The organism is Priestia sp. YIM B13552 (assembly GCF_042787775.1).
In the GTDB taxonomy this organism is placed as follows: domain Bacteria; phylum Bacillota; class Bacilli; order Bacillales; family Bacillaceae_H; genus Priestia; species Priestia megaterium_E.
This window is the reverse complement of record NZ_JBHZOU010000005.1, coordinates 29,778-49,815: the sequence shown is the minus strand read 5'-3', so window position 1 is coordinate 49,815 and position 20,038 is coordinate 29,778. Positions and strand designations below refer to the sequence as shown.

The 20,038-nt window shown below is 38.7% G+C and carries 22 protein-coding genes; 13 read left to right on the top strand and 9 right to left on the bottom strand.

The features are described from left to right. Positions 1-411: 411 nt before the first annotated feature. Both ACFX40_RS19310 and ACFX40_RS19305 read left to right on the top strand, forming a co-directional pair. Positions 412-1,035 (top strand): LysE family translocator, encoded by a 624-nt coding sequence (locus ACFX40_RS19310; protein ID WP_129710512.1) that lies wholly within the window; start codon positions 412-414, stop codon positions 1,033-1,035. Positions 1,036-1,480: 445 nt separating this feature from the next. Then, a complete protein-coding gene (locus ACFX40_RS19305) occupies positions 1,481-2,326 on the top strand; it encodes an N-acetylmuramoyl-L-alanine amidase family protein (protein WP_098332004.1) in 846 nt (281 codons plus the stop codon). Between the two features lie 47 nt (positions 2,327-2,373). Here ACFX40_RS19305 and ACFX40_RS19300 read toward each other — a convergent pair whose 3' ends face one another. The 6 genes from ACFX40_RS19300 to ACFX40_RS19275 form a co-directional block, all read right to left on the bottom strand. After that, positions 2,374-2,691 carry a DUF3243 domain-containing protein gene (locus tag ACFX40_RS19300; protein ID WP_013083905.1) on the bottom strand — a complete coding sequence of 106 codons (318 nt, stop codon included), beginning with the start codon at positions 2,689-2,691 and terminating at the stop codon, positions 2,374-2,376. A gap of 223 nt (positions 2,692-2,914) precedes the next feature. Next, positions 2,915-3,421 carry a PCYCGC motif-containing (lipo)protein gene (locus ACFX40_RS19295; protein ID WP_098248084.1) on the bottom strand — a complete coding sequence of 169 codons (507 nt, stop codon included), beginning with the start codon at positions 3,419-3,421 and terminating at the stop codon, positions 2,915-2,917. Between the two features lie 84 nt (positions 3,422-3,505). Next, positions 3,506-4,126, bottom strand: a complete 621-nt coding sequence (locus tag ACFX40_RS19290) for a class I SAM-dependent methyltransferase (RefSeq protein WP_013083903.1) — start codon at positions 4,124-4,126, stop codon at positions 3,506-3,508. A gap of 58 nt (positions 4,127-4,184) precedes the next feature. Then, complete coding sequence (locus ACFX40_RS19285) at positions 4,185-6,746, bottom strand: heavy metal translocating P-type ATPase (protein WP_098332005.1); 2,562 nt, start codon at positions 6,744-6,746, stop codon at positions 4,185-4,187. Positions 6,747-6,777: 31 nt separating this feature from the next. After that, the gene (locus ACFX40_RS19280) at positions 6,778-7,137 is read right to left on the bottom strand and encodes an ArsR/SmtB family transcription factor (RefSeq protein WP_263034021.1); all 360 of its coding nucleotides are present in this window, start codon (positions 7,135-7,137) and stop codon (positions 6,778-6,780) included. Between the two features lie 299 nt (positions 7,138-7,436). After that, positions 7,437-7,868, bottom strand: coding sequence for a hypothetical protein (locus ACFX40_RS19275; protein WP_377255896.1), 432 nt, complete (start codon positions 7,866-7,868; stop codon positions 7,437-7,439). 503 nt (positions 7,869-8,371) lie between these two features. Here ACFX40_RS19275 and ACFX40_RS19270 point away from each other — a divergent pair. The 7 genes from ACFX40_RS19270 to qoxD all read left to right on the top strand — a co-directional run bounded on the left by ACFX40_RS19270 (position 8,372) and on the right by qoxD (position 14,666). Continuing rightward, the gene (locus tag ACFX40_RS19270) at positions 8,372-8,524 is read left to right on the top strand and encodes a hypothetical protein (protein ID WP_176528138.1); all 153 of its coding nucleotides are present in this window, start codon (positions 8,372-8,374) and stop codon (positions 8,522-8,524) included. A gap of 479 nt (positions 8,525-9,003) precedes the next feature. Then, positions 9,004-9,351 (top strand): rhodanese-like domain-containing protein, encoded by a 348-nt coding sequence (locus ACFX40_RS19265; protein WP_028409228.1) that lies wholly within the window; start codon positions 9,004-9,006, stop codon positions 9,349-9,351. Between the two features lie 307 nt (positions 9,352-9,658). Further along, positions 9,659-10,237, top strand: a complete 579-nt coding sequence (locus tag ACFX40_RS19260; protein WP_025751110.1) for a hypothetical protein — start codon at positions 9,659-9,661, stop codon at positions 10,235-10,237. 565 nt (positions 10,238-10,802) lie between these two features. Next, a complete protein-coding gene (gene qoxA, locus ACFX40_RS19255; RefSeq protein ID WP_013057827.1) occupies positions 10,803-11,756 on the top strand; it encodes a cytochrome aa3 quinol oxidase subunit II in 954 nt (317 codons plus the stop codon). Positions 11,757-11,802: 46 nt separating this feature from the next. Next, positions 11,803-13,746, top strand: a complete 1,944-nt coding sequence (gene qoxB / locus ACFX40_RS19250) for a cytochrome aa3 quinol oxidase subunit I (protein ID WP_013083896.1) — start codon at positions 11,803-11,805, stop codon at positions 13,744-13,746. Further along, on the top strand, positions 13,746-14,354 hold the full coding sequence (qoxC, locus tag ACFX40_RS19245) for a cytochrome aa3 quinol oxidase subunit III (RefSeq protein WP_013057825.1): 609 nt from the start codon (positions 13,746-13,748) through the stop codon (positions 14,352-14,354). The genes qoxB and qoxC overlap by 1 nt, the downstream gene beginning before the upstream one ends. Positions 14,355-14,357: 3 nt before the next feature. Beyond that, positions 14,358-14,666 (top strand): cytochrome aa3 quinol oxidase subunit IV, encoded by a 309-nt coding sequence (gene qoxD / locus ACFX40_RS19240; RefSeq protein WP_013057824.1) that lies wholly within the window; start codon positions 14,358-14,360, stop codon positions 14,664-14,666. A gap of 29 nt (positions 14,667-14,695) precedes the next feature. On the opposite strand, the gene ACFX40_RS19235 is transcribed toward qoxD, so the two are convergent. Then, positions 14,696-15,034: a hypothetical protein gene (locus ACFX40_RS19235; RefSeq protein WP_028409226.1), complete on the bottom strand. Its 339-nt coding sequence runs from the start codon at positions 15,032-15,034 to the stop codon at positions 14,696-14,698. A 1-nt stretch (position 15,035) separates the two neighbouring features. After that, on the bottom strand, positions 15,036-15,815 hold the full coding sequence (locus tag ACFX40_RS19230; RefSeq protein ID WP_377255893.1) for an undecaprenyl-diphosphate phosphatase: 780 nt from the start codon (positions 15,813-15,815) through the stop codon (positions 15,036-15,038). A 181-nt stretch (positions 15,816-15,996) separates the two neighbouring features. On the opposite strand from ACFX40_RS19230, the gene ACFX40_RS19225 reads away from it, so the two are divergent. From ACFX40_RS19225 to ACFX40_RS19215, 3 genes are all read left to right on the top strand, one after another. Continuing rightward, a complete protein-coding gene (locus ACFX40_RS19225; RefSeq protein WP_377255890.1) occupies positions 15,997-16,410 on the top strand; it encodes a hypothetical protein in 414 nt (137 codons plus the stop codon). 101 nt (positions 16,411-16,511) lie between these two features. Beyond that, on the top strand, positions 16,512-17,054 hold the full coding sequence (locus ACFX40_RS19220; protein ID WP_028409223.1) for a GNAT family N-acetyltransferase: 543 nt from the start codon (positions 16,512-16,514) through the stop codon (positions 17,052-17,054). A gap of 133 nt (positions 17,055-17,187) precedes the next feature. Next, a complete protein-coding gene (locus tag ACFX40_RS19215; protein WP_098332006.1) occupies positions 17,188-18,015 on the top strand; it encodes an LCP family protein in 828 nt (275 codons plus the stop codon). A 34-nt stretch (positions 18,016-18,049) separates the two neighbouring features. Here ACFX40_RS19215 and ACFX40_RS19210 read toward each other — a convergent pair whose 3' ends face one another. Further along, positions 18,050-18,313: a hypothetical protein gene (locus ACFX40_RS19210; RefSeq protein WP_013057818.1), complete on the bottom strand. Its 264-nt coding sequence runs from the start codon at positions 18,311-18,313 to the stop codon at positions 18,050-18,052. A gap of 413 nt (positions 18,314-18,726) precedes the next feature. Here ACFX40_RS19210 and hutI point away from each other — a divergent pair, with 413 nt between their 5' ends. Continuing rightward, a complete protein-coding gene (hutI, locus tag ACFX40_RS19205; RefSeq protein ID WP_377255887.1) occupies positions 18,727-20,004 on the top strand; it encodes an imidazolonepropionase in 1,278 nt (425 codons plus the stop codon). Positions 20,005-20,038 lie beyond the last annotated feature (34 nt).

Sequence of the window (20,038 nt, the reverse complement as noted above, 5' to 3'; positions counted from 1 at the left end):
AGTATTTCAGTTGAAGTCAAATGCGAACTATTAATTATTTTTTGATTGGTAGTTCGTGTTTTTTTGTTGTTATGTTGAATAAAGATTTTATGTGTATAGATAGCTGGTTCTAGCAGTTAATTGGAGGGCAAGGCGAAGACTCCTGCGGGAAAAGCGGAATAGGTGAGACCCCGCAGAAGCGCAAGCGACGAGGAGGCTCACTGGCCGCCCGCGGAAAGCGAAGCCTTGCACGGAAATCAACTGCGGTGTAACAAGCAGTCCAGCTTATGTATCCAATTTGTTTGTTTTTAGATTAGATTGATTTAGTTATGTGTCAGCCTCTTCTTTTGTGGATGAATTTTATTTTTTTGAATACTAGATAGTAAAAAATGCTATAATGGTGGGCAAAATCATGCAGGGGGAGAACGACTTATGGATATCGTATCAATCACTTCTTTTTTAGGCGTAGCCGCTTTGCTTACGGTTATGCCTGGACCTGATAACTTATTTGTTTTAGCACAAAGCATATCAAACGGTAAATATGCAGGAATCTCGACTTCATTAGGGCTTTGTACGGGCTTGCTTGGTCATATAGCTGCAGCAACATTGGGTCTATCGGCTGTTATCTATCAATCGGCTTTAGCGTTTGCTATTGTAAAATACGCTGGAGCAGCTTATTTATTATATCTGGCTTATAAGACGTTTACAGCAAAAGATTCCGCTCTCGCTGTTGAAAACAAAGAAGCGGTTGAGTACAAGGTGCTATATAAAAAAGGAGTGATTATGAATCTGCTAAATCCAAAAGTTTCGCTTTTTTTTCTTGCTCTTTTACCTCAGTTTGTTAATCATTCAACCGGACACGCCACACAGCAAATGCTCGTTTACGGCGCCGTATTTTTAGTTCAAGCGCTGATTATTTTTACGTTAATTAGTCTATTTGCAGGGAAAGTAGGGGAGTTTTTGCGAAAATCTCCGGCGCTGTCTAAGCGGCTTAATCTCGTGCAAGGCTCTATCTTTACGCTTATTGGCTTAAAAATCGCTTTTAGTGAGAAATAGCAGAAGATAAGACGGCGAACCTGCTTTTTATCTCTATTAAAAGGCGTTGACATAAGTTAGTTAAAGGGAGATCCGAACGATAAATCCAATTCGTTCGGATTTTTTTATGTCTATGGTAAAAGCAGGTTTCATGTATGCAGTTGCTTCTAGCTGGTGATTGGAGGGCAAGGGGAAGGCTCTTGCGGAAAGCGAATTCTTGCACGGAAATCAACAGCGGTGTAATGAGATTCACGCTAGCTCATTTATCCGTCTTTATTTTGTGCTTTAAAACAGCGGAGAATACCTAGCGAAATCCTGCTTTCTTGTGTGAGTTTTTTTGAATGTTTTAAGGGGACGAACCCTTCTTGTCCAATCACATATATATATAGAATGAGAGATAACACATCAGGCAAAGCCGGTGTTAATCACAAGTTCTTTCATATTATGATTGAAAGGAAAGGTTCACATGAAAAAAGTATGGCTAGATGCAGGACACGGCGGTACAGATTCAGGCGCTTTAGGAAATAATTTGCGTGAAAAAGATATTACGCTGCAGCTTGTACTACACGCGCGGGCGTATTTAGAACATAACTATTCCGTAGATGTTCAAGTAACCCGTTCAACCGATGTGTTTGTTTCATTATCAGATCGAGCGAACCGGGCTAATGCATGGGGAGCGGATATTTTTGTTTCTATGCACATTAATGCTGGAGAAGGTACTGGATTTGAAACGTATCGGTATCCATCACAAGAGGGAAGTCAATCTTCTCTTTTACAAAAAGAGCTGCACACGGAGATTTTACCAACCATGCGCAAATTTGGGACGATTGCAGATCGCGGCTTAAAAACGGCTAATTACGCTGTACTGCGTGAAACAAATATGCCAGCTGTTTTATCAGAAAACTTGTTTATCGATACGACAGCCGATGCTGAAAAATTAAAAAACGCGACGTTTCTTCGAGAAGTGGGCGAAGCACACGCGCGTGGAATTGCTAAGTATTTAAACTTACCTTCTAATGGAGTTACATTCTATACCATTCAATCTGGAGATACATTTTATAGCATTGCAAAGAAGTATAATATCACCGTTCAGCAGCTGCAGGATGCAAATCCTGGCGTAGATCCTGCAAAACTGCAAATTGGTCAGCAAATTGTTCTTCCTGTCACTACGTATACTGTACAAGCAGGAGATACGTTTTATAGCATTGCGAAAAAATATAGCATGACCGTTCAGCAGCTGCAGGATGCAAATCCTGGCGTAGATCCTGCAAAATTACAAATTGGCCAGCAAATTATCATTCCAGCTGTTTAATATCTGCAAATAAAAAAGATGACACGCTGCCGTGTCATCTTTTTTATTTATTGAACTAATCTTACAAGCATATGGGCAAGGTGATGCTGCTGTTCTTTGTCTCCAACCTTCCACAGTTCGTGAAGCAGGTTTTCCTCTCGATTGCGCGGCTCTTCATGTTTGGCAAGGTAATCAGCTACTTTTTGAGCTGTTTTAGCAAGCTGTTCTTCATTCATCCCTAACTTTTCGCCTTTTGAGACCTTGTCCCCTAGATAACTTTTGAATCCTTCGAAGCTAGAGAGAATATCCTCTTTTTTCTCCTCGCTCATAGAATTAATTGCTCCTTCAACTTTTGCTGAATGATTTGTTTCTACAGAATTACTCATAGTTTTTTTCTCCTCTCATGGTTATATTTGGGTGTTAGAAAGCATATTCCCTGAGGATTCAGTAAATAAACGTCCAAATGTGTTATTTTTACATTATGGCGTTTTACAAGGACTTAAAAAGGTGAGGTCAACCGAGATTTTATCAACCAATAGTAAAATGACAAAAAAGACTTTGAATAAAGAAATCAAAGTCTTTTACTAATTTTTATTTTATACTGAAGCATCATACCTGGGGCGTAGGAGTAGGCGGGGCATAGCCTTCCTTATATTTATCATCGATTTCTTGGCGAATGTCTTCGATGCTTTTGCCTTTGCTGTAGTCTACTACAGCTTGAGCCGCTATTTCTAAACAGACGCCGCATTTTGTTCCGTGATCATCCCACGTCACTGCCCCGTTTTCTTTGTTTTCGAAGATAAAACAGTCGTAGTTGTTTTGATGATTAGCTTCTTCTCCACATCCGCAGTAGCAAGGAATGTTTTCTAGTAAGGTTTGATGCTTAGCAGCGGCTGCATAAATAAGCTGCATGTCTTCGGGCTTGTCACTTAGAAAAGAGGGAAGAGTTTCACTATTTTTTGTTTCTTCTCGCTTATCACCTAATGTGTGCTGCTGATGTTCTTTATGTTGTGTTGCTTCTGTACGTTTGCCGCCTGAACTTTCTTTACTTTCGTTTCCGCAGCCGGAGACCATGCTTGCTGCAAGAACAACTGTTATGACCTTTGATTTTATCATCAAAATGTTCATCCTTTCTTCAATTAAAGCTAGACAATAATATGTAGACCTATCATGTTAAACAGGCATCATTCGTCTTTGAAGTCATTCATCAACTTTCTGCAAAATAATTTTCCGATACATACCTTTCAACATGACGCTTGAATTCTCCTTCAAGATAAGCTGATCTCGGCTTGCTTCAAACACATGTTCAAAAGAGAGTCCAATATCCGTTCCTAGTAATTTTACGAAAGGGCGGAATATTTTTTTAGGAAAAGCCGCTGATTTCTTTTTAGTTTCAAATTTATCAAAAATCAGGATAGTTCCCTTAGGCTTTACTACTCTTGTCATTTCTTTTAAAGCTTGCTCCGCATCAGGTACTACGCTAAGAATTAAGCTTGCTACAACTACATCAAACGAAAAAGAGTCGAATGTTAGCTGCTGAGCGTCCATTTGGTGGAAGGTTATAGATGGATTTTTGTATTTATCTTTTGCTTTTTGAAGCATTTCACTGGAATAGTCGATGGCTGTTACATTTACTTCATGAGGAATAAAAGCTAAATCTGCACCCGTTCCAACACCTACAAATAAAATGCGCTGTTCAGATGAAAAGTGGACGTCTTGAAAGACTTTTTTTCTGGCTCGATAAAACATCCCGTTATTAAAAAACGCATCATAAAAAGGAGCCCAACACTTATAAATAAATTGATTCCAGCGGTTATTCACGTAAACCCTCCTAGAAAATAAGCTTTCCAACGCCTGCTGGAAAGCTTATGGATTACATTTAATTTTTCATTTTGAGTAAGCGAAGACTGTTTAAAATAACAAGTAGCGCTGCTCCTGTATCGCTTAAGACGGCAATCCATAGAGTAAGCCACCCTGGGAAGATAAAGGCTAAGGCGATGACTTTAACAATAATAGAAAACCAAATGTTTTGTTTGATGACAGCTAATGCTTTGCGGCTTAGCTTCATCGTATGAGGAAGCTTTTCTAAATTGTCTGCCATGAGAACAATATCAGCTGTTTCCATGGCCGTATCAGTACCAGCACCGCCCATTGCAATGCCGAGATCAGCAGTTGCGAGGGCAGGGGCGTCATTAATTCCATCTCCAACCATAGCCGTTTGATACCCTTCATGTTGAAGCTGCTGTATGGCTTTCACTTTGTCTTCAGGCAGCAAATCAGCGAAATAGCGGTCTATCCGAGACTGAGAAGCAATCATTTTAGCTGTTCCTTCGTTATCACCAGTCAACATCACAATTTGCTGCATACCGTTTTGTTTGAGGCTTTCTAAAGCAGATACGGTTGTATGTCTGATGGTATCAGCTACGCTAATAATACCTAGAACACTTTTAGCTGTTCCGACAATAATAATCGTTTTACCTTCGTTTTGAAGCTTTTCAATATGAGACCAGCAGTGGGATAGAGGTGTTTCTAAATCTGAGAATAATTTTGCATTACCTGCGTAATAAACCGTTTCTTGAATTGTTGCCTGCACGCCTTTTCCTGTAAGGATTTTAAAATTTGATCCTTGTAAAGAACCGACTTTTTTCTCCTCTGCATAATCCACGATAGCACGGGCAATGGGGTGATTCGAATAGTCTTCAAGCGTTTTTGTTATCGCTAAAAGCTGATTTTCTTCAGCAGCAAGGGAAACGACCTCTGAAACAGCTGGTTTGCCTTCTGTCAGCGTTCCTGTTTTATCAAAAGCAATTGCATTGATTGCACCAGCTTTTTCTAAAAACGTCCCGCCTTTAATGAGCACGCCATTTTTCGCCGCGTTTCCAATCGCAGATACAATGGCGACGGGAGTAGAAATGACTAGCGCACATGGACAAGCCACAACTAATAATTCAAGCCCCTTGTAAAACCAGTCACTCCATGCACCATCAAAAAGGGGAGGGATGACCATAATGAATAAAGCTAAAATAAAGACGATAGGCGTGTAAATGGTTGCAAATTTATCAACAAATGCTTGAGTAGGCGCTTTTTTCTCCTGTGCTTCTTCCACTAAATGAATAATTTTAGAAATCGTCGTATCTTCCACTAGCTTTGTTACCTTAATTTCTAACGATCCGCTTTCGTTAATGGTGCCTGCATAAACCGTATCACCGATTACTTTATCAACTGGAATAGATTCGCCTGTAATAGGAGCTTGGTTGATACTGGATTCGCCGTTTATAATTTCACCATCTAGCGGAATTCGGTCTCCTGGCTTTACGACAATCACAGTGCCGATTGAAATATCTTCCGCTGCTTTTTTAATCAGCTGGCCGTTTTCTTTCACCCATGCTTCAGAAGGAGCTAAGTCCATCAAACCTCGTATCGAGTTTCTTGTTTGTTCAATCGACCTTGTTTGCAGAGCAACACCTAAAGCAAATAGCCAAACGACCGTAGCACCTTCAAGCCATTCCCCAATAACAGCTGCTCCAAGTGCTGCAACGGTCATTAAAACATTCATGTCTAAAGAACGGCTTTTAATTCCGTAATAAGCACTTTTAGCCGGCTTATATCCGCTGACAATCATGGCAATAGCGTAGAGTACAGTTGTCATATAAGAAGCAACTCCTGTATGAGAACCGATAAAACCTAATGCGATGAAAATACCCGAAAAAACAATCGGTCCATTTTGCCCTTTATGGTGCCGCGACTCAGCAGACTGCCTGCTGCTGGTTACTAAAGTAGCGGTATACCCAGCTTTAGATACTTCTTTAATAATGTCCTCCGCTTCGTTATCGTGCTCAATTTGTGCTTTTCCCGTTGAAAAGTTAACGCGTACATCTTTGACAGCAGGAACTGTTTTTAAATGATTCACAATCGTGTTCGCACAAGCCGCGCAGTCCATTCCTTCAATCAAATACGTTTTCATTTTTTTATTTGATTGGATAGCCTCAATGTTAAACCCTAGTTTTTCTACTGAGCTTGGAATGAGTGACAAAGCTGACTCACTTGCAGCCGCTACCTGGAGCTTCCCTGTATTATAGTTGAGGGTTACGTGTTGAATATCGTTTAATGTTTTTAAACTTTTTTCAATCGTCGCGGCGCAGGAAGGGCAATCCATTCCATATACGCGGTATTCAGCCCTTTCTTCTATGTCACTGTCGCCTGGTACTATATCGTGATCACTGCAGCAAGAATGCTGGCCTTTGTCGGTTGTTAACGCAACCGTATCTGAACAGCAGCTGTGACTGTGTTCATGACTCTTTGTGCCACAGGAAGAAGGCTCTTCAGTAGAAGCGGCTTCTGAAGAAGAGGAGCAGCAGGTCTTGCTTTCAATTTCTGTTGAAGAAGATCCGCTGCAGCAGCTTCCGGTATGCTGATGATTTTTTTTATCTTCGTGTTTCATTGTGTCCCACTCCCTATACGGTAAAAAAAACTTAAATGGTTACGTCTTCTTTTTTAGCAAACATGATATCAATTACTTGTTTAATATGTGCATCTCTTAAAGAATAAAAAGCTAACTTTCCTTCTTTGCGATAATTGGCAATTCCTATATTACGCAGCAGTCTTAAGTGATGAGAAGCAGTCGCAACTGTAGAGCCTACAATATTGGCTACGTCACATACACATAATTCCTCGCCTTTATACAGAGCCAAGACAATTTTAAGCCTCGTTTCATCTCCTAACGCTTTGAACAGGGCAGAAGCCCCTTGAACAGCTTCGGCATCGATGGCAGGCTTAATACGATTTACTTTTTCTTCATTAAAACAATAAATATCACAGCGGTCTTTTGGCATGATTTCCTCCTTCATTCAAATGTTCAAATGATTGTTTGTTTATAATATATGTCAATTTTTAAAAATGTTCAAACATTTATTGAGTATTCGGAATTTTTTTCTGAGCAAAACATAAATATAGGAAGAATAAATATGGAGAGTATGCCTATTAGTGTATGTACTCTGTACTAAATGGTGCGGGCGAAAAGAGAATGACTTTACATGCAGAACAAAACAAAAAGCCACCCCTGTAGGTAGCCTTTTAATGATTTTAAAAATGATAGAAATAATGAAATATAGCTTAGACTTTGTTTACTTAATTAGTGTTTTAATCGGTTAAATAATAAATCTGCTGCATTATTTAACACCTTGTCCGATTCTTTTAATCGTTTGTCTGAGTTTTCTAAATAGGATTGAGCAGATAATACAACATCTAACGGATCCTTGACATTCTTCTTCTCGGTACATACTAAATGCCCTACACCATTTTTCCAATGAATCGTGCACTTAAAATTTACAAATGTATCCTCGCTCGTTCTCAAACGCAAATGCCTGATGATGGGGTTAGATGAGGAGTGCTGTGACAGCATCCAGATTGCTTGTTTCCGGTCGTCTTTATGAATAATGCTCCACAGACTGGAGACTGAAGAAAAATAAGAATGTGCTTGACTAGAAAAATGAAGGATTTCACCTTCTTGATTTAATTGAAAGTAAGGAATGGGGATCCATTTAAGTATGTTACTTTCCATCATGCACCTCTCCCAACTTAAGTAATCTCTTTTACCATATCACAATTACCTAATATTTGTATGATTTTTATTATTTTCCCCATGCTTTTCCCCGGTTTAAGCTGTAAAACCTAAAGAACTATTCAGTTTAAAACACTTGAAAAAAGAACGTATGTTCGATAAACTGAAAATTAAAGGAGCGAATTCTATGCGACAGCTACTTCAAGAAAGCTACTCTTCAAAACGACCTGTTGAAATTATTTATATGGACGATAAAGGATGTTTGACACAGCGATTTATTATTGTGTATAAAATTTATCCTCAGAGCGTAAAAGCTTGGTGCTTACTAAGGAACGAGAAGCGAACGTTTAAAATAGAGAATATCCTTTCATGCGGATTCAGCAATAAAAGGAAAAGCAGTTTTAGGCAGAAAGCTCACTCAATTTAAGAGGGGCTTTTCATATCATTTCCTCTTATGGCGTGTGAGTTATTTTCATACACTATATCCACCAGAAAGGGGAATGAACATGACATTAAACCAAGGAAATAAAACTAAACACATCGCTAAAGGAAGAACGGAAAAAGCTGATATGACAATGCAGGGTGAGAAAAAACAGCATGAAGCACAAAGTACCTCTTTGTCTCATAACAATTGTCGGGCAAACCTTGATGGAGATTAATCTAAAAAAGGAAAGCTTTCGTTTCCGAAGCTTTCTTTTTTGGTGTATATCGCATTTTTAAGTTAACTTGTATTTTTCTGAGCCAATCATAATATAGTTTCTCGCTTCACGTGTTCATACTAAGCTATCTCGCTTCCTTCACTTTTAGAATCATTTTTCTGACGCTTGTGCAACATTAGTTCTAATGTATTACTCATAAGCGAACCTCAGTTTTAACGGGAAAGAAAAGGGGAATTGAAAATAAAAATTCTGCGTTTCTTCATTATAATAAGAAAAAACGATCTGTTTACTAGTATTTAAATCTTTCGAAAAATCAAAATAAATAATGATTGATTTCGTCACTTTATTGTGGTTTCATAATAAAGTGTAAAAAGACCATTTTTCTTTCAGAGAGAAATGAGATAGAGTGCTTCTGTGTTGATTCTTTCTTTTGAATATAGTATACATACAGGGGTATAGAAATTAATTGGGAGGAAAACATGGCGATACTATATATGAGCATAGGTATTTTACTTTTATTAATTTGTTACAGTTTTTATAAACGCTATGTGCCGGTGCAGGGAATAAAAAAAGTGACGACCGCCGACTGTGCTTCTACAACGATTTCGTATGTAGATGTTCGTCATTTTCATGAAATGAAACAAAACCCCTGTCAAAAAGCAATCCATATTCCGCTTCCTTATTTAGAGAGACAGCATGAGGAAATTCCATATAAAGAAGTGGTCGTAATTGTTCCTGACAGCATTTCCCGAAATTTAAGCATTCGGCAGCTCAAAAAACATGGGTATCAGGTCAAGGGATACATGTGTGCGGAAAGATGTGTGTAATAAAAAGAACAGCAAATGACCCTTTATAAGGTTTCCTTTTGGAAATCTGTGATATATAAGCTGAAAGATACCTGTGTCAAAACGGGTATCTTTTTTTGTTATGAAGATGAGAAGGGGGCAGGGAACGGTTTCTTTTGGTTCAACAGCTACTGAGTCTTTTAGCGTATTTTCATGACAAAAGGTTTGAAAAATCCCTTTTGTGGTAAAAAAAAACGTAGTTCTCCTAGTGCATAGACAGAGGTTTAATAGGCAGTTATAATTTAGGCAATTACATAAAAGGGGAGTAAGCTAAGGAAGGTGAATAGATGTGCGAAAGATAAAGCGGTTGCTATTTCTGTTCATTTGTATAGCGGTTGTAATTGTTGCGTATGAGATGATTCGATATCCGATTGAAAACAATGCTGCAAGTGTGCAGCAGCATTTGCGAAATTGGGAGCATAAAGAAAGTATTGATGGTTCTGCAAAGATTACGCTGCAAGATTTTAAACGGGTTGATCACTCTAATACATACATAGCCTTATTCTCCATACCTGGTGATAAAGAAGGAATGGCCGTATTGAAGCAAGGATGGAACAAACGCCTGCGTATTGAAGTCAGTACCAAAATGAGCAATTTAGTGGATTATGATGATATCCATACAAATAAAGGGACATATGCTCTGTTTACAGGAACAAATAGAAGTAAACAAATTGAGCGAGTAAAGGCGGCTTTGGTGCACGATACATATACAATTGATGCCGCGGTCCCAAAAAGTGATTATTTTGTGCTGTATGAAAAGATACCGAGTCATATTAAGCATCCGTTTCCAGCAACGACAACGCTGCTGGATAAAGCAGGGGATGATATCACCGTTAAAGAATTTATGGATCAGGAGCTGCGTGAATAACACGCAGCTTTTTTCTATAATAAAAGCTTTTTAAAAAAATTCACGTTTTGTTCATATTTTCGAAAGAAAGAATTTTAAGCAAAAAAATCAAATATTTGCTACAAAGTAAAGGGGAATTAACGGGCAAAATAAGTTTCATACAGGGCGTCACATTTTCTTTGAAAATTTGTCACAAAATATTCAATTATGTCGATGTGTATTGATATATCAATGTTGAAGCAAACATACAAAGCTAATTTTGCAGTTATTCCTAAAGAAATAGTTAAGAAATGGGAGCTGAATCCTTTTATTTACATTTATTCATACCAAATTATGTGATAGAATATCGCAAGGTTGAAGCACTCTAACCCCATTGGTACAGTCACTATATTAGAATATTTTTAATATAAAAAAATAAAGCAAAAGGGACGAAAAAAATGTCATTTTGTATTACAATAGTAGTGGCCTACAAATAAGGGGGAAGAGAGTCTGTATAAAAATGTCGTTATCTAGCGAAAGATAGCGCATTTTGAATGTTCATCAATATAGGCTTCGCATCATGTGTTGTTAGAAAGGAGAGTTTTAAGTGAAACCAAAAAAAGGATTTTGGAAGCTAGTAGGTTTACTATCTGCGCTTTCACTAGTATTTTTGAGCGGTTGTTCAAAGCTTGCTGTATTGAACCCGCAAGGTCCTGTTGCAAAAACGCAATCTGATTTAATCATTTGGTCTATGTGGATGATGTTGATCGTGGTTGTTGTCGTATTTGCTATTTTTATATTTGTTCTTGTCAAATATCGTGAAAAACCTGAAAACATGGACTATGAGCCACCTGAGCAAGAAGGTAACTTAAAGATGGAGGTTATTTGGACAGCATTCCCAATCATCATCTTAATTCTATTAGCAGTGCCAACTGTTAAAGCGATCTATTCTGCAGAAGAAGTACCGGCAGAATCAAAGGATAAAGATCCAATCGTGATTCACGTTACATCTGCAAACTGGAAATGGATTTTCAGTTATCCGGAACAAAATATTGAGACGGTTAACTACGTAAACATTCCAGCGGATACGCCAGTGAAATTTGAGTTAACAGCTCAAGGGCCTATGAACTCATTCTGGGTACCAGAACTTGGCGGACAAAAATATTCGATGAACAACATGTCAATGCCATTATACTTAGAAGCTGATAAGCCTGGTTCTTATATGGGACGTAGTGCTAACTTCTCTGGTGAACATTTCACTCAAATGCAGTTCGAAGTTCAAGCTCAAACGGACAAAGACTTCAAAGAGTGGGTTAGTGACGTAAAAGGTACAGCTGGTAAATTGACTGAAAAGAAATATGATCAAATCCTAAGCCCAGGCGTTGTTGGTCGTCAAACTTACAACGGTACACATTTAAAATGGATTGACCATGCGAAAGATGTATACATTCCTGGCAAAGAGCTAGAACGTGGTACAGGACATGATCACAGCAAGATGAAAGAAGACGAAAAAACGAGTAATGAAGAAATGGAAAACATGGATCACTCAAATCATGAATAACATTCATTTATTACACTAAATAACGTAATGATTGGGGGAAGACATAATGAAGCTAGATGAATTTTTCGTCACTGGCGAACCTATGATTTACGCTGCTGATGCAGCAATCGCTATGACGGTCATCGGTATCGTTTTTGTCTTAACATATTTCAAGAAATGGAAATGGTTATGGACAGAATGGTTAACAACAGTTGACCATAAAAGACTCGGTGTCATGTACATCCTTTCAGCTGTATTAATGCTTTTCCGCGGCGGAATCGATGGAATCATGATGCGTATGCAGCTTGCATTCCCGGGTATGAACATTTTAGATGAACATCACTACAACGGAGTCTTCACGGCTCACGGTGTTATCATGATCTTATTCATGGCAATGCCATTTATTATCGGACTAATGAACGTAATCGTTCCATTACAAATTGGTGCGCGTGACGTAGCATATCCGTTCTTAAACGCAATTAGTTTCTGGACATTCTTTATGGGAGCAATGCTATTTAACCTTTCTTTCGTAATCGGAGGAGCTCCTGATGCAGGTTGGACAAGTTACTTCCCGCTTGCAGGTAAAGAATTCAGTGAAGGTATCGGAAATAACTTCTATGCCGTTTCACTACAGATTGCTGGTGCTGGTACATTAATGACTGGTATCAACTTCTTTGTAACAATCTTAAAAATGCGTGCCCCTGGCATGACAATGATGAAAATGCCAATGTTTACTTGGTCAATCTTCATCACATCAATTATTATTATTTTCGCGTTCCCTGTATTAACAGTAGCGCTTGCACTTATGACACTTGACCGTGTATTCGGAACAGCCTTCTTTACAATGGCTAACGGCGGTCTTCCAATGATGTGGGCTAACTTATTCTGGATTTGGGGTCACCCTGAAGTATATATCGTTATTTTACCGGTATTCGGTGTCTTCTCAGAAGTTATCAGTACACATTCTCGTAAGAACTTATTCGGTTATAAAGCAATGGTTGTATCAATGGTCGGTATCGCATTCTTAAGTTACCTTGTATGGGTGCATCACTTCTTTACAATGGGTAACTCACCGTCAGTTAACTCGTTCTTCTCAATCACAACGATGTTAATCGCCGTACCAACCGGAGTTAAAATCTTTAACTGGCTCTTTACAATGTATAAAGGCCGTATCAAATTTACGACTGCGATGCTTTGGTCATTAGCGTTTATTCCAAACTTCGTAATCGGTGGGGTAACAGGGGTTATGCTTGCGATGGCATCAGCCGATTATCAATATCATAACAGTTACTTCCTAATCGCTCACTTCCACTATGTATTAATCTCTGGTACAGTGTTTGGCTGTTTCGCAGGTTTATACTTCTGGTATCCAAAGATTTTCGGTCACACGTTGAACGAAAAATTAGGAAAAATTTCATTCTGGATTTTTGTTGTTGGATTTAACGTATGTTTCTTCCCACAATTCTTCCTAGGTTTAGACGGTATGACTCGTCGTATGCAAACTTATGCAGACAACCTTGGCTGGAACGGATTAAACTTAGTTTCAACAATCGGTGCATTCTTAATGGGTCTTGGCTTCTTCGTATTAGTAGTTAACTTATTATACAGTGCATGGAAAAACAAACGCGACACTGCAAACGATCCTTGGGATGGCCGTACACTTGAGTGGTGGACTAAATCACCAGTTCAAGCTTACAACTTTGCAGTAATTCCTCATGTGAAAGAGATGGATGCATTCTGGCACATGAAAAAACGTAATGAAACAGAAATTAAAGCAGAAGACTTAAAACCAATTCACTTACCAAGCAACTCTGGTGTGCCGTTTATCTCAGGTATTTTCTGGTTTATCGGTGGATTTGGCTTAGTATTTGAATGGATTCCAATGGCAATCGTTGGATTAGCAGGTATTTTTGCTTGTATGCTTGCTCGTTCATTTGATTATGATCCGGGCTTCTATGTAAAAGTAGATGAAATCAAGAAGGTTGAAGGAATTACAGGGGGTGACAAATAATGGCAGGACATTTAGATAAATCATTGCCGTTAGAATACCAAGAAGAACAAAGTCGCCTGAATATCCTTGGATTCTGGATTTTCTTAGGTGCCGAGATCGCGTTGTTCTCTACGCTGTTCGTAACGTACTTAACGTACCATACGCGCACAGCGGGTGGCCCTACTGCAGAAGAACTGTTCGTTGTTAAAGATTTTATGATCGAAACGCTGTTACTACTATTCAGTAGTTTCACGATGGGAATTGCCATCTTTAAAATGCGTAATAATGATTTAAAAGGACTTTTAGTTTGGTTCGTTATTACGCTTGTGCTTGGTGGAGGATTCCTTTTCTACGAAATTCGTGAGTTTTACATGTACGCAGTTCACGAAGGTGCGACAATGCAAACAAGTGCCTTCTTATCAGGGTTCTTTACACTACTTGGAACGCACGGTCTTCACGTAACAGTCGGTGTATTCTGGGCAATCAGTATTATTATTCAATTAGTAAGACGAGGATTAACACCAGTTACTGCTCGTAAAGTATTTATTATCGGTTTATACTGGCATTTCCTTGATGTTGTATGGATCTTCATCTTCACGCTTGTATACTTGAACGGATTGGTGGGATAAGACATGGAAAATAAACAAGGCCAAAAAGCAGGTTTTCCGCTTAGTCATGTATTTGGGCTTATCCTTTCACTAGCCTTAACATTCGCAGCGCTTGGTTTAGTAGTGCTAGCTGATCTATCAAGAAGCATTACGATGACTCTTATCATGATCCTAGCGTTATTACAAGCAGCAATGCAGCTAGTAATGTTCATGCACATGACTGAAAGTGAAAATGGTAAAGTACAGGTTGCAAATATTCTTTACAGTTTCTTTATTGCACTTTGTATCGTTGTTGGTACACTGTGGATTCTTGCAGCTCACTTTAACCATTAAAAATAAAACCACTTACTTCGGTAAGTGGTTTATTTTTTTTCATTCAGTTTATATTTCAACGTTTGATATTCTCCCGTGGGAACTTTTTTTACTACTTTTCCTTTATCATCGCTATAAATATTTACTTGTTCGTACACTTCAATTCGGTATCCGCCTCTTTTTTCTGTTTTAACATGAACTTCTTTGACTGACATATTTAATTGTTCCGCCTCGTCTTCATCTGCAGAGGTTTCAACAGCTCCTCCATCAAGTGAAAGGTGAGATAAGCTGTCAAACGACTGCTGGGAATTGTTATCAACATAGCTTGTCACGACTAAAATGCCGGCAAAAAACAATACTAAAAAAAGCGTCCGGACTTTCATCTTCATCTTAAAACACCCCCGTAAACTGACAAACCAGCACGACTGCACCTAATATCCAAACGTAAATTGCAAACATTTTTAATGAATGATGCTTTAAATAATTGATCATCCATTTTACCCCTACATAACCAAATAAAGCAGATGAAAGGGTGGCGACGAATAAAAAGAAAACGGAAAGCTGCTCGACTTCACCTGTGACTACATCTTTTAATTGAAGTAACACCGCTCCGCAGATGGCGGGAGTCGACAATAAAAATGAAAAGTAAGCGGCTGTTTCACGGTCTAATTTTCGCATTAACGCAGCTACCATCGTTAAGCCAGAACGAGATACAGCAGGGAATATCGCAGCTGCTTGAAACGAGCCGATAAAAAAGGCATCTCCGTATGAAATATGGTCCATTTTTTTATAGCCATTTTTTACGGAATCACCAAACCATAACAGCAGTCCCGTCACAAGAAATTCCCAGCCGATCGTTAAACCAGATTTCGAAATACTGTCAAAATAGTCCTTGAACAAAAGACCAATCGCAACTGCAGGGATCGTTCCTATCACTAAAAGCCCTGTAAGCTTGCTAAAGGGATGACGAATAATATGCCATAGCTCACGCTTATAAAAGACAAACACAGCAAGCAGAGTGCCTATATGCAGCATCGTATCTAAATACAATCCTGCATCGTCTAAGCCAAATAAGTGGCGCCCTAAATACAAATGCCCCGTGCTGCTTATCGGTAAAAACTCTGTAAGCCCCTGAATGATTCCCAAAATAAATGCTTCAAACCACGACATCTTATCACCTCATACAGCGTGTCCTTATTAGTAGTGTATAGAGTAAGTTCTGAGAACATGACAAAAACATGGAAGTATAGGCATTCATTTAGTGAAATAAATACATAAAAATAGGTCATAGTATAAGAAGAGACGACCATTCTTATCTCCATCTCATCCACAATGGAAAGAGGTGCTAAAAATGATACGAAAATGGGTTGCTGTATGCGTCGTATTCGCTGCTTTTATTTTTCCGCAGGCAGTAAGTGCCGAACAGCCAAAAGTAGAGGTATTTCAAATTGAAAGGGGCAGAGTCGTTCGTTCAACGCTCAAACCTCCCAGTGTTCAAAAAGAAGCCGAAAAAAGTATTGCGTCCATTACTGGTTTATATAAAAAGGCAAGTCCGCTTCCTAAAAAAGGCTATCTTGTTAAAGTACCTCTTGATCCAGCCGTAAAAATTGAAAATAGTGCGGTCAACACGCTGGCAAGTGAAGTTATTTTTGTTCTTGAGCCGAATCAAAAGCCAATCATGATGGTATTTGACAATGAAAATAGAACCTATTTTTTTGAATTTACTCATGATTTAACTCTTCTCAGAAAAGCATTACAGCTATAAGTCATCGAAATGATGGCTTTTTTTTACATAGACAGTTGACAGTTTATTATGATAAATGTAATATATTTAGAAAAGTCAGAAATAATAAGGGGGAGAATTATGTGATAGCTCTACGACCATTCTCCAAAAAAGACTTTAAACAGCTAATGGATTGGATTCCCTCCGAGTCATTTATGGTGCAATGGAGCGGCTCTAGCTTTTCTTTTCCGCTTACTCCTAGACAGTTAAAACACTACATTCGATATGCAAATGAAGATGGTGCTTCTACCTATGCTTTTTCTGTTATAGATGACAATGAACAGCTTATTGGGCATATTTCTCTGGCTCACATTGATTATTATCATAAAACAGGAAGAATTGGCCGAGTGCTGCTTGGTGAAAAGTATAGAGGAAAAGGGCTTTGCTCGCACATGTTTGAAAAAGTGTTAGCTTTCGGTTTTGAAGAACTGGGTCTTCACCGAATTTCGCTCGGCGTCTTTGACTTTAACGAGCGGGCGATTCAGTCCTATGAACGAATTGGCTTTACACGCGAAGGCCTTCTTCGAGATGTCCGGCTTGTAGATGGACAGTACTGGAGCTTAATTGAAATGAGTATGTTAGAAAGTGAATGGGCACAGCGTGATGTGCATCAAAAATCAAGCTAACATCTACTAGTGAAAAGCCAGCTTCCCAACAAGCCGGCTTTTTTGACGTGTGCTTAAATTTCCTCAAGAAGGTATAAATTTTCATTCATTAAGGCATATAGAGAGTAAGTGATGTGTAAAGGAGGCCGTATGAATGAAAAAATACAAAGTAGGCATCTTAGCGGCATGTATGTTGCTTTTAGGAACCGCTGGGTTTGGAATTGTCTATCAGCATCAAACATCTGCTAAAGAGCAGCCTCATTCGTTTAATGTACTCGTTATGGGCGTAGATGAAAGGCCAGGCGATACGGGCCGCTCAGATGTATTAATGGTGGTCAATTTAGATAAAAGCCATAATAAAGCAAAGGTTATGCCGATCCCTAGAGATACGCGCGTGCACATTGATGGAAAAGGAACGGATGAGAAAATTAATCATGCTTATCGATACGGAGGCATTCCTTTAACCGTGCGCACGGTTGAGAATTTTTTAAATATTGACGTTGACTACTATGTGAAAGTAAATATGGAGGGGTTCAAAGATGTAGTCGATGAACTTGGCGGCGTGAACGTGAATAACCCGTTTCCTTTTGTCTTTGATTCATTTATCTTTCCTGAAGGAGAAAATGCGTTGAACGGTGAAAAAGCTCTTGCCTATGTGCGGATGAGACATGAAGACCCAAAAGGTGATTTAGGAAGAAACAATCGCCAGCGTCAAGTGGTGGAAGCTCTATTAGATAAAGGAATGAACATGTCAACGGTGAAAAATATCCCAAGTCTTCTCACGCTCGCAAAAAAGCATATCCAAACGAATATTGATGTCAGCGATGCATTTACGATGTATAACGTCATTAAGAATGGACGGCCTGATTTCGAAACGGTAACGGTAAAAGGAGAAGGGCAAATAGTAGATGGTACATGGTATTATGTTGTAAAACCATCTGAAAAAAAGCAGCTGAGCGCTATGTTTCAACAAACCCATTAATAAAAAAGAGGGCTGAAAAAATTCAGCCCTCTTTTTATTCACCAATTTCTTCTTGACGCTGCAAGCAGGAAATTTGTTTTTTCTCTGGATGGACACCAAATGTATAGCCCCACGTTTGCAATTTATCTAGAATGATTTCGTCTTTTTTAAAGCCAAAGATCATCACTACATCTTGGTTTTCATCTAAAAGCAAATACTTTTCATCTTTGCGCCACATCGTTAAGTTTGACGCATAGAAAAGATTCCAGCCGTTATTCATGCGATGGCCGGTTGCTTGGTTTTTATAGTTGACAATCATATTTCTTCCTCCATTAGTGAATCTTTCTAAAAGTAAAACTTCAAAGAATATTATAAACGTTCTCTTCCTAGAAATCTATTATTTATCCTATTGAGAGGACCTCGCCGTGATGTTTATAAAATACATGTGATAAAATATTTAGTATATAAGGATATATTTGTATAAAATGAAAGTCAATAAGTAAGAAAACGGAGAAAAGAAGGGTCTAAAAGCGTATATAATTGAAAAAAATATAAGTTATCTAGCTTTAAAGACTTAAAAACACGCTTTTCAGACCATGGACATGCTTTTTCAAATTTCTACCTACAAGAAAGAAGACAGAGATGCGAAATGTGTAGGTGAATCTAAATGAGTTTACGGTAAACATGGAGCCCCAAAACGTGATACACGCTAGAAAAGGGGGAAATTCAACGATGTCCAAAAAAGCGCTATGGATTAAAAATGCTTCGCAAGTTGTAACGGCCAAAGAAAATAGAGGTCCTTTAGCTGGAAAAGAAATGAGAAACTTAACGGTGATTGAAAATGGCTCAGTCTGGATAGAAGGAGATCAAATTGTGACCGTAGGTACAACAAAAGAGCTAGAACAAAAATATGAAAGAGAAAGAAATGATGCAACGATTATTGATGCTTCTCACAAAATTGTAACTCCGGGTCTGATTGATCCCCATACACACGCTGTGTACGCTGGATCGCGTGAAGAAGAATTTTATAGGCGATTTGAAAGACCAACTTCTTACTTGGATTTATTAGAAGAAGGTGGAGGTATTCACTCCACTGTCGTTCAAACACAGGAAGAATATGCGTACCGGATTTATCAGCAGAGCTATGAGCGTCTTACGTCTTTTCTAGCTCACGGAGTCACAACTGTAGAAGTGAAAAGCGGATATGGCTTAGAACTAGAAACAGAACTAAAGCAGCTGCAAATCGCTAAAATGCTGAATGATACACACGCAGTTGATGTCATAAGCACCTTCTTAGGAGCACACGTCGTACCTTTAGCATATAAAAGAGATACGCAGAAATACGTCAATTTACTTATTCACGAAATGATTCCTCAAATTTCTTCTTATAAGCTCGCAGCATTTAATGATGCTGTATGTCTTCCAAATGCTTTTTCATTCCAACAATGTCAAGAAATACTCGAAGCCGGGAAAAGCCATGGCATGCTTCCTAAAATACATGCCGACCCCTTTGAATACTGCAGAGGAGCAGAGCTCGCAGCAGAGGTAGGAGCGATATCAGCAGATTATCTTTTGTATGCTTCTGATGAAGGATTAAAGAAACTGGCTGAAAAACGGATCGTAGCCACACTTTTACCGGGGAATTCCTTATTTGTTGGAATGAAATGGCCAGATGCTAGAAAAATGATCGATTTAGGCGTTCCGGTTACTCTTTCTACAGACTGCAATCCAGGTTCATCTCCAACGACTTCACAGCAATTTGTGATGAACCTGGCATGTATGAATATGAACATGAGTCCTGAAGAAGTGCTTGTAGCCACAACTATTAACGCAGCTCATGCTATTAATCAAGGAGATAAGATTGGGAGTATTGAAGCCGGAAAACAGGCTGACTTAGCGATTTTTAATGTCTCTAGTTATCGAACCCTTCAGTATCAGTATGGCTTAAATCATATTGATAGCGTAGTGAAAAAAGGAGAAGTAGTTGTAGAAAACGGAAAAGTTTTGTAAAACAAGTTTATAGAAAAAGAGAAAAGGGTAAAGA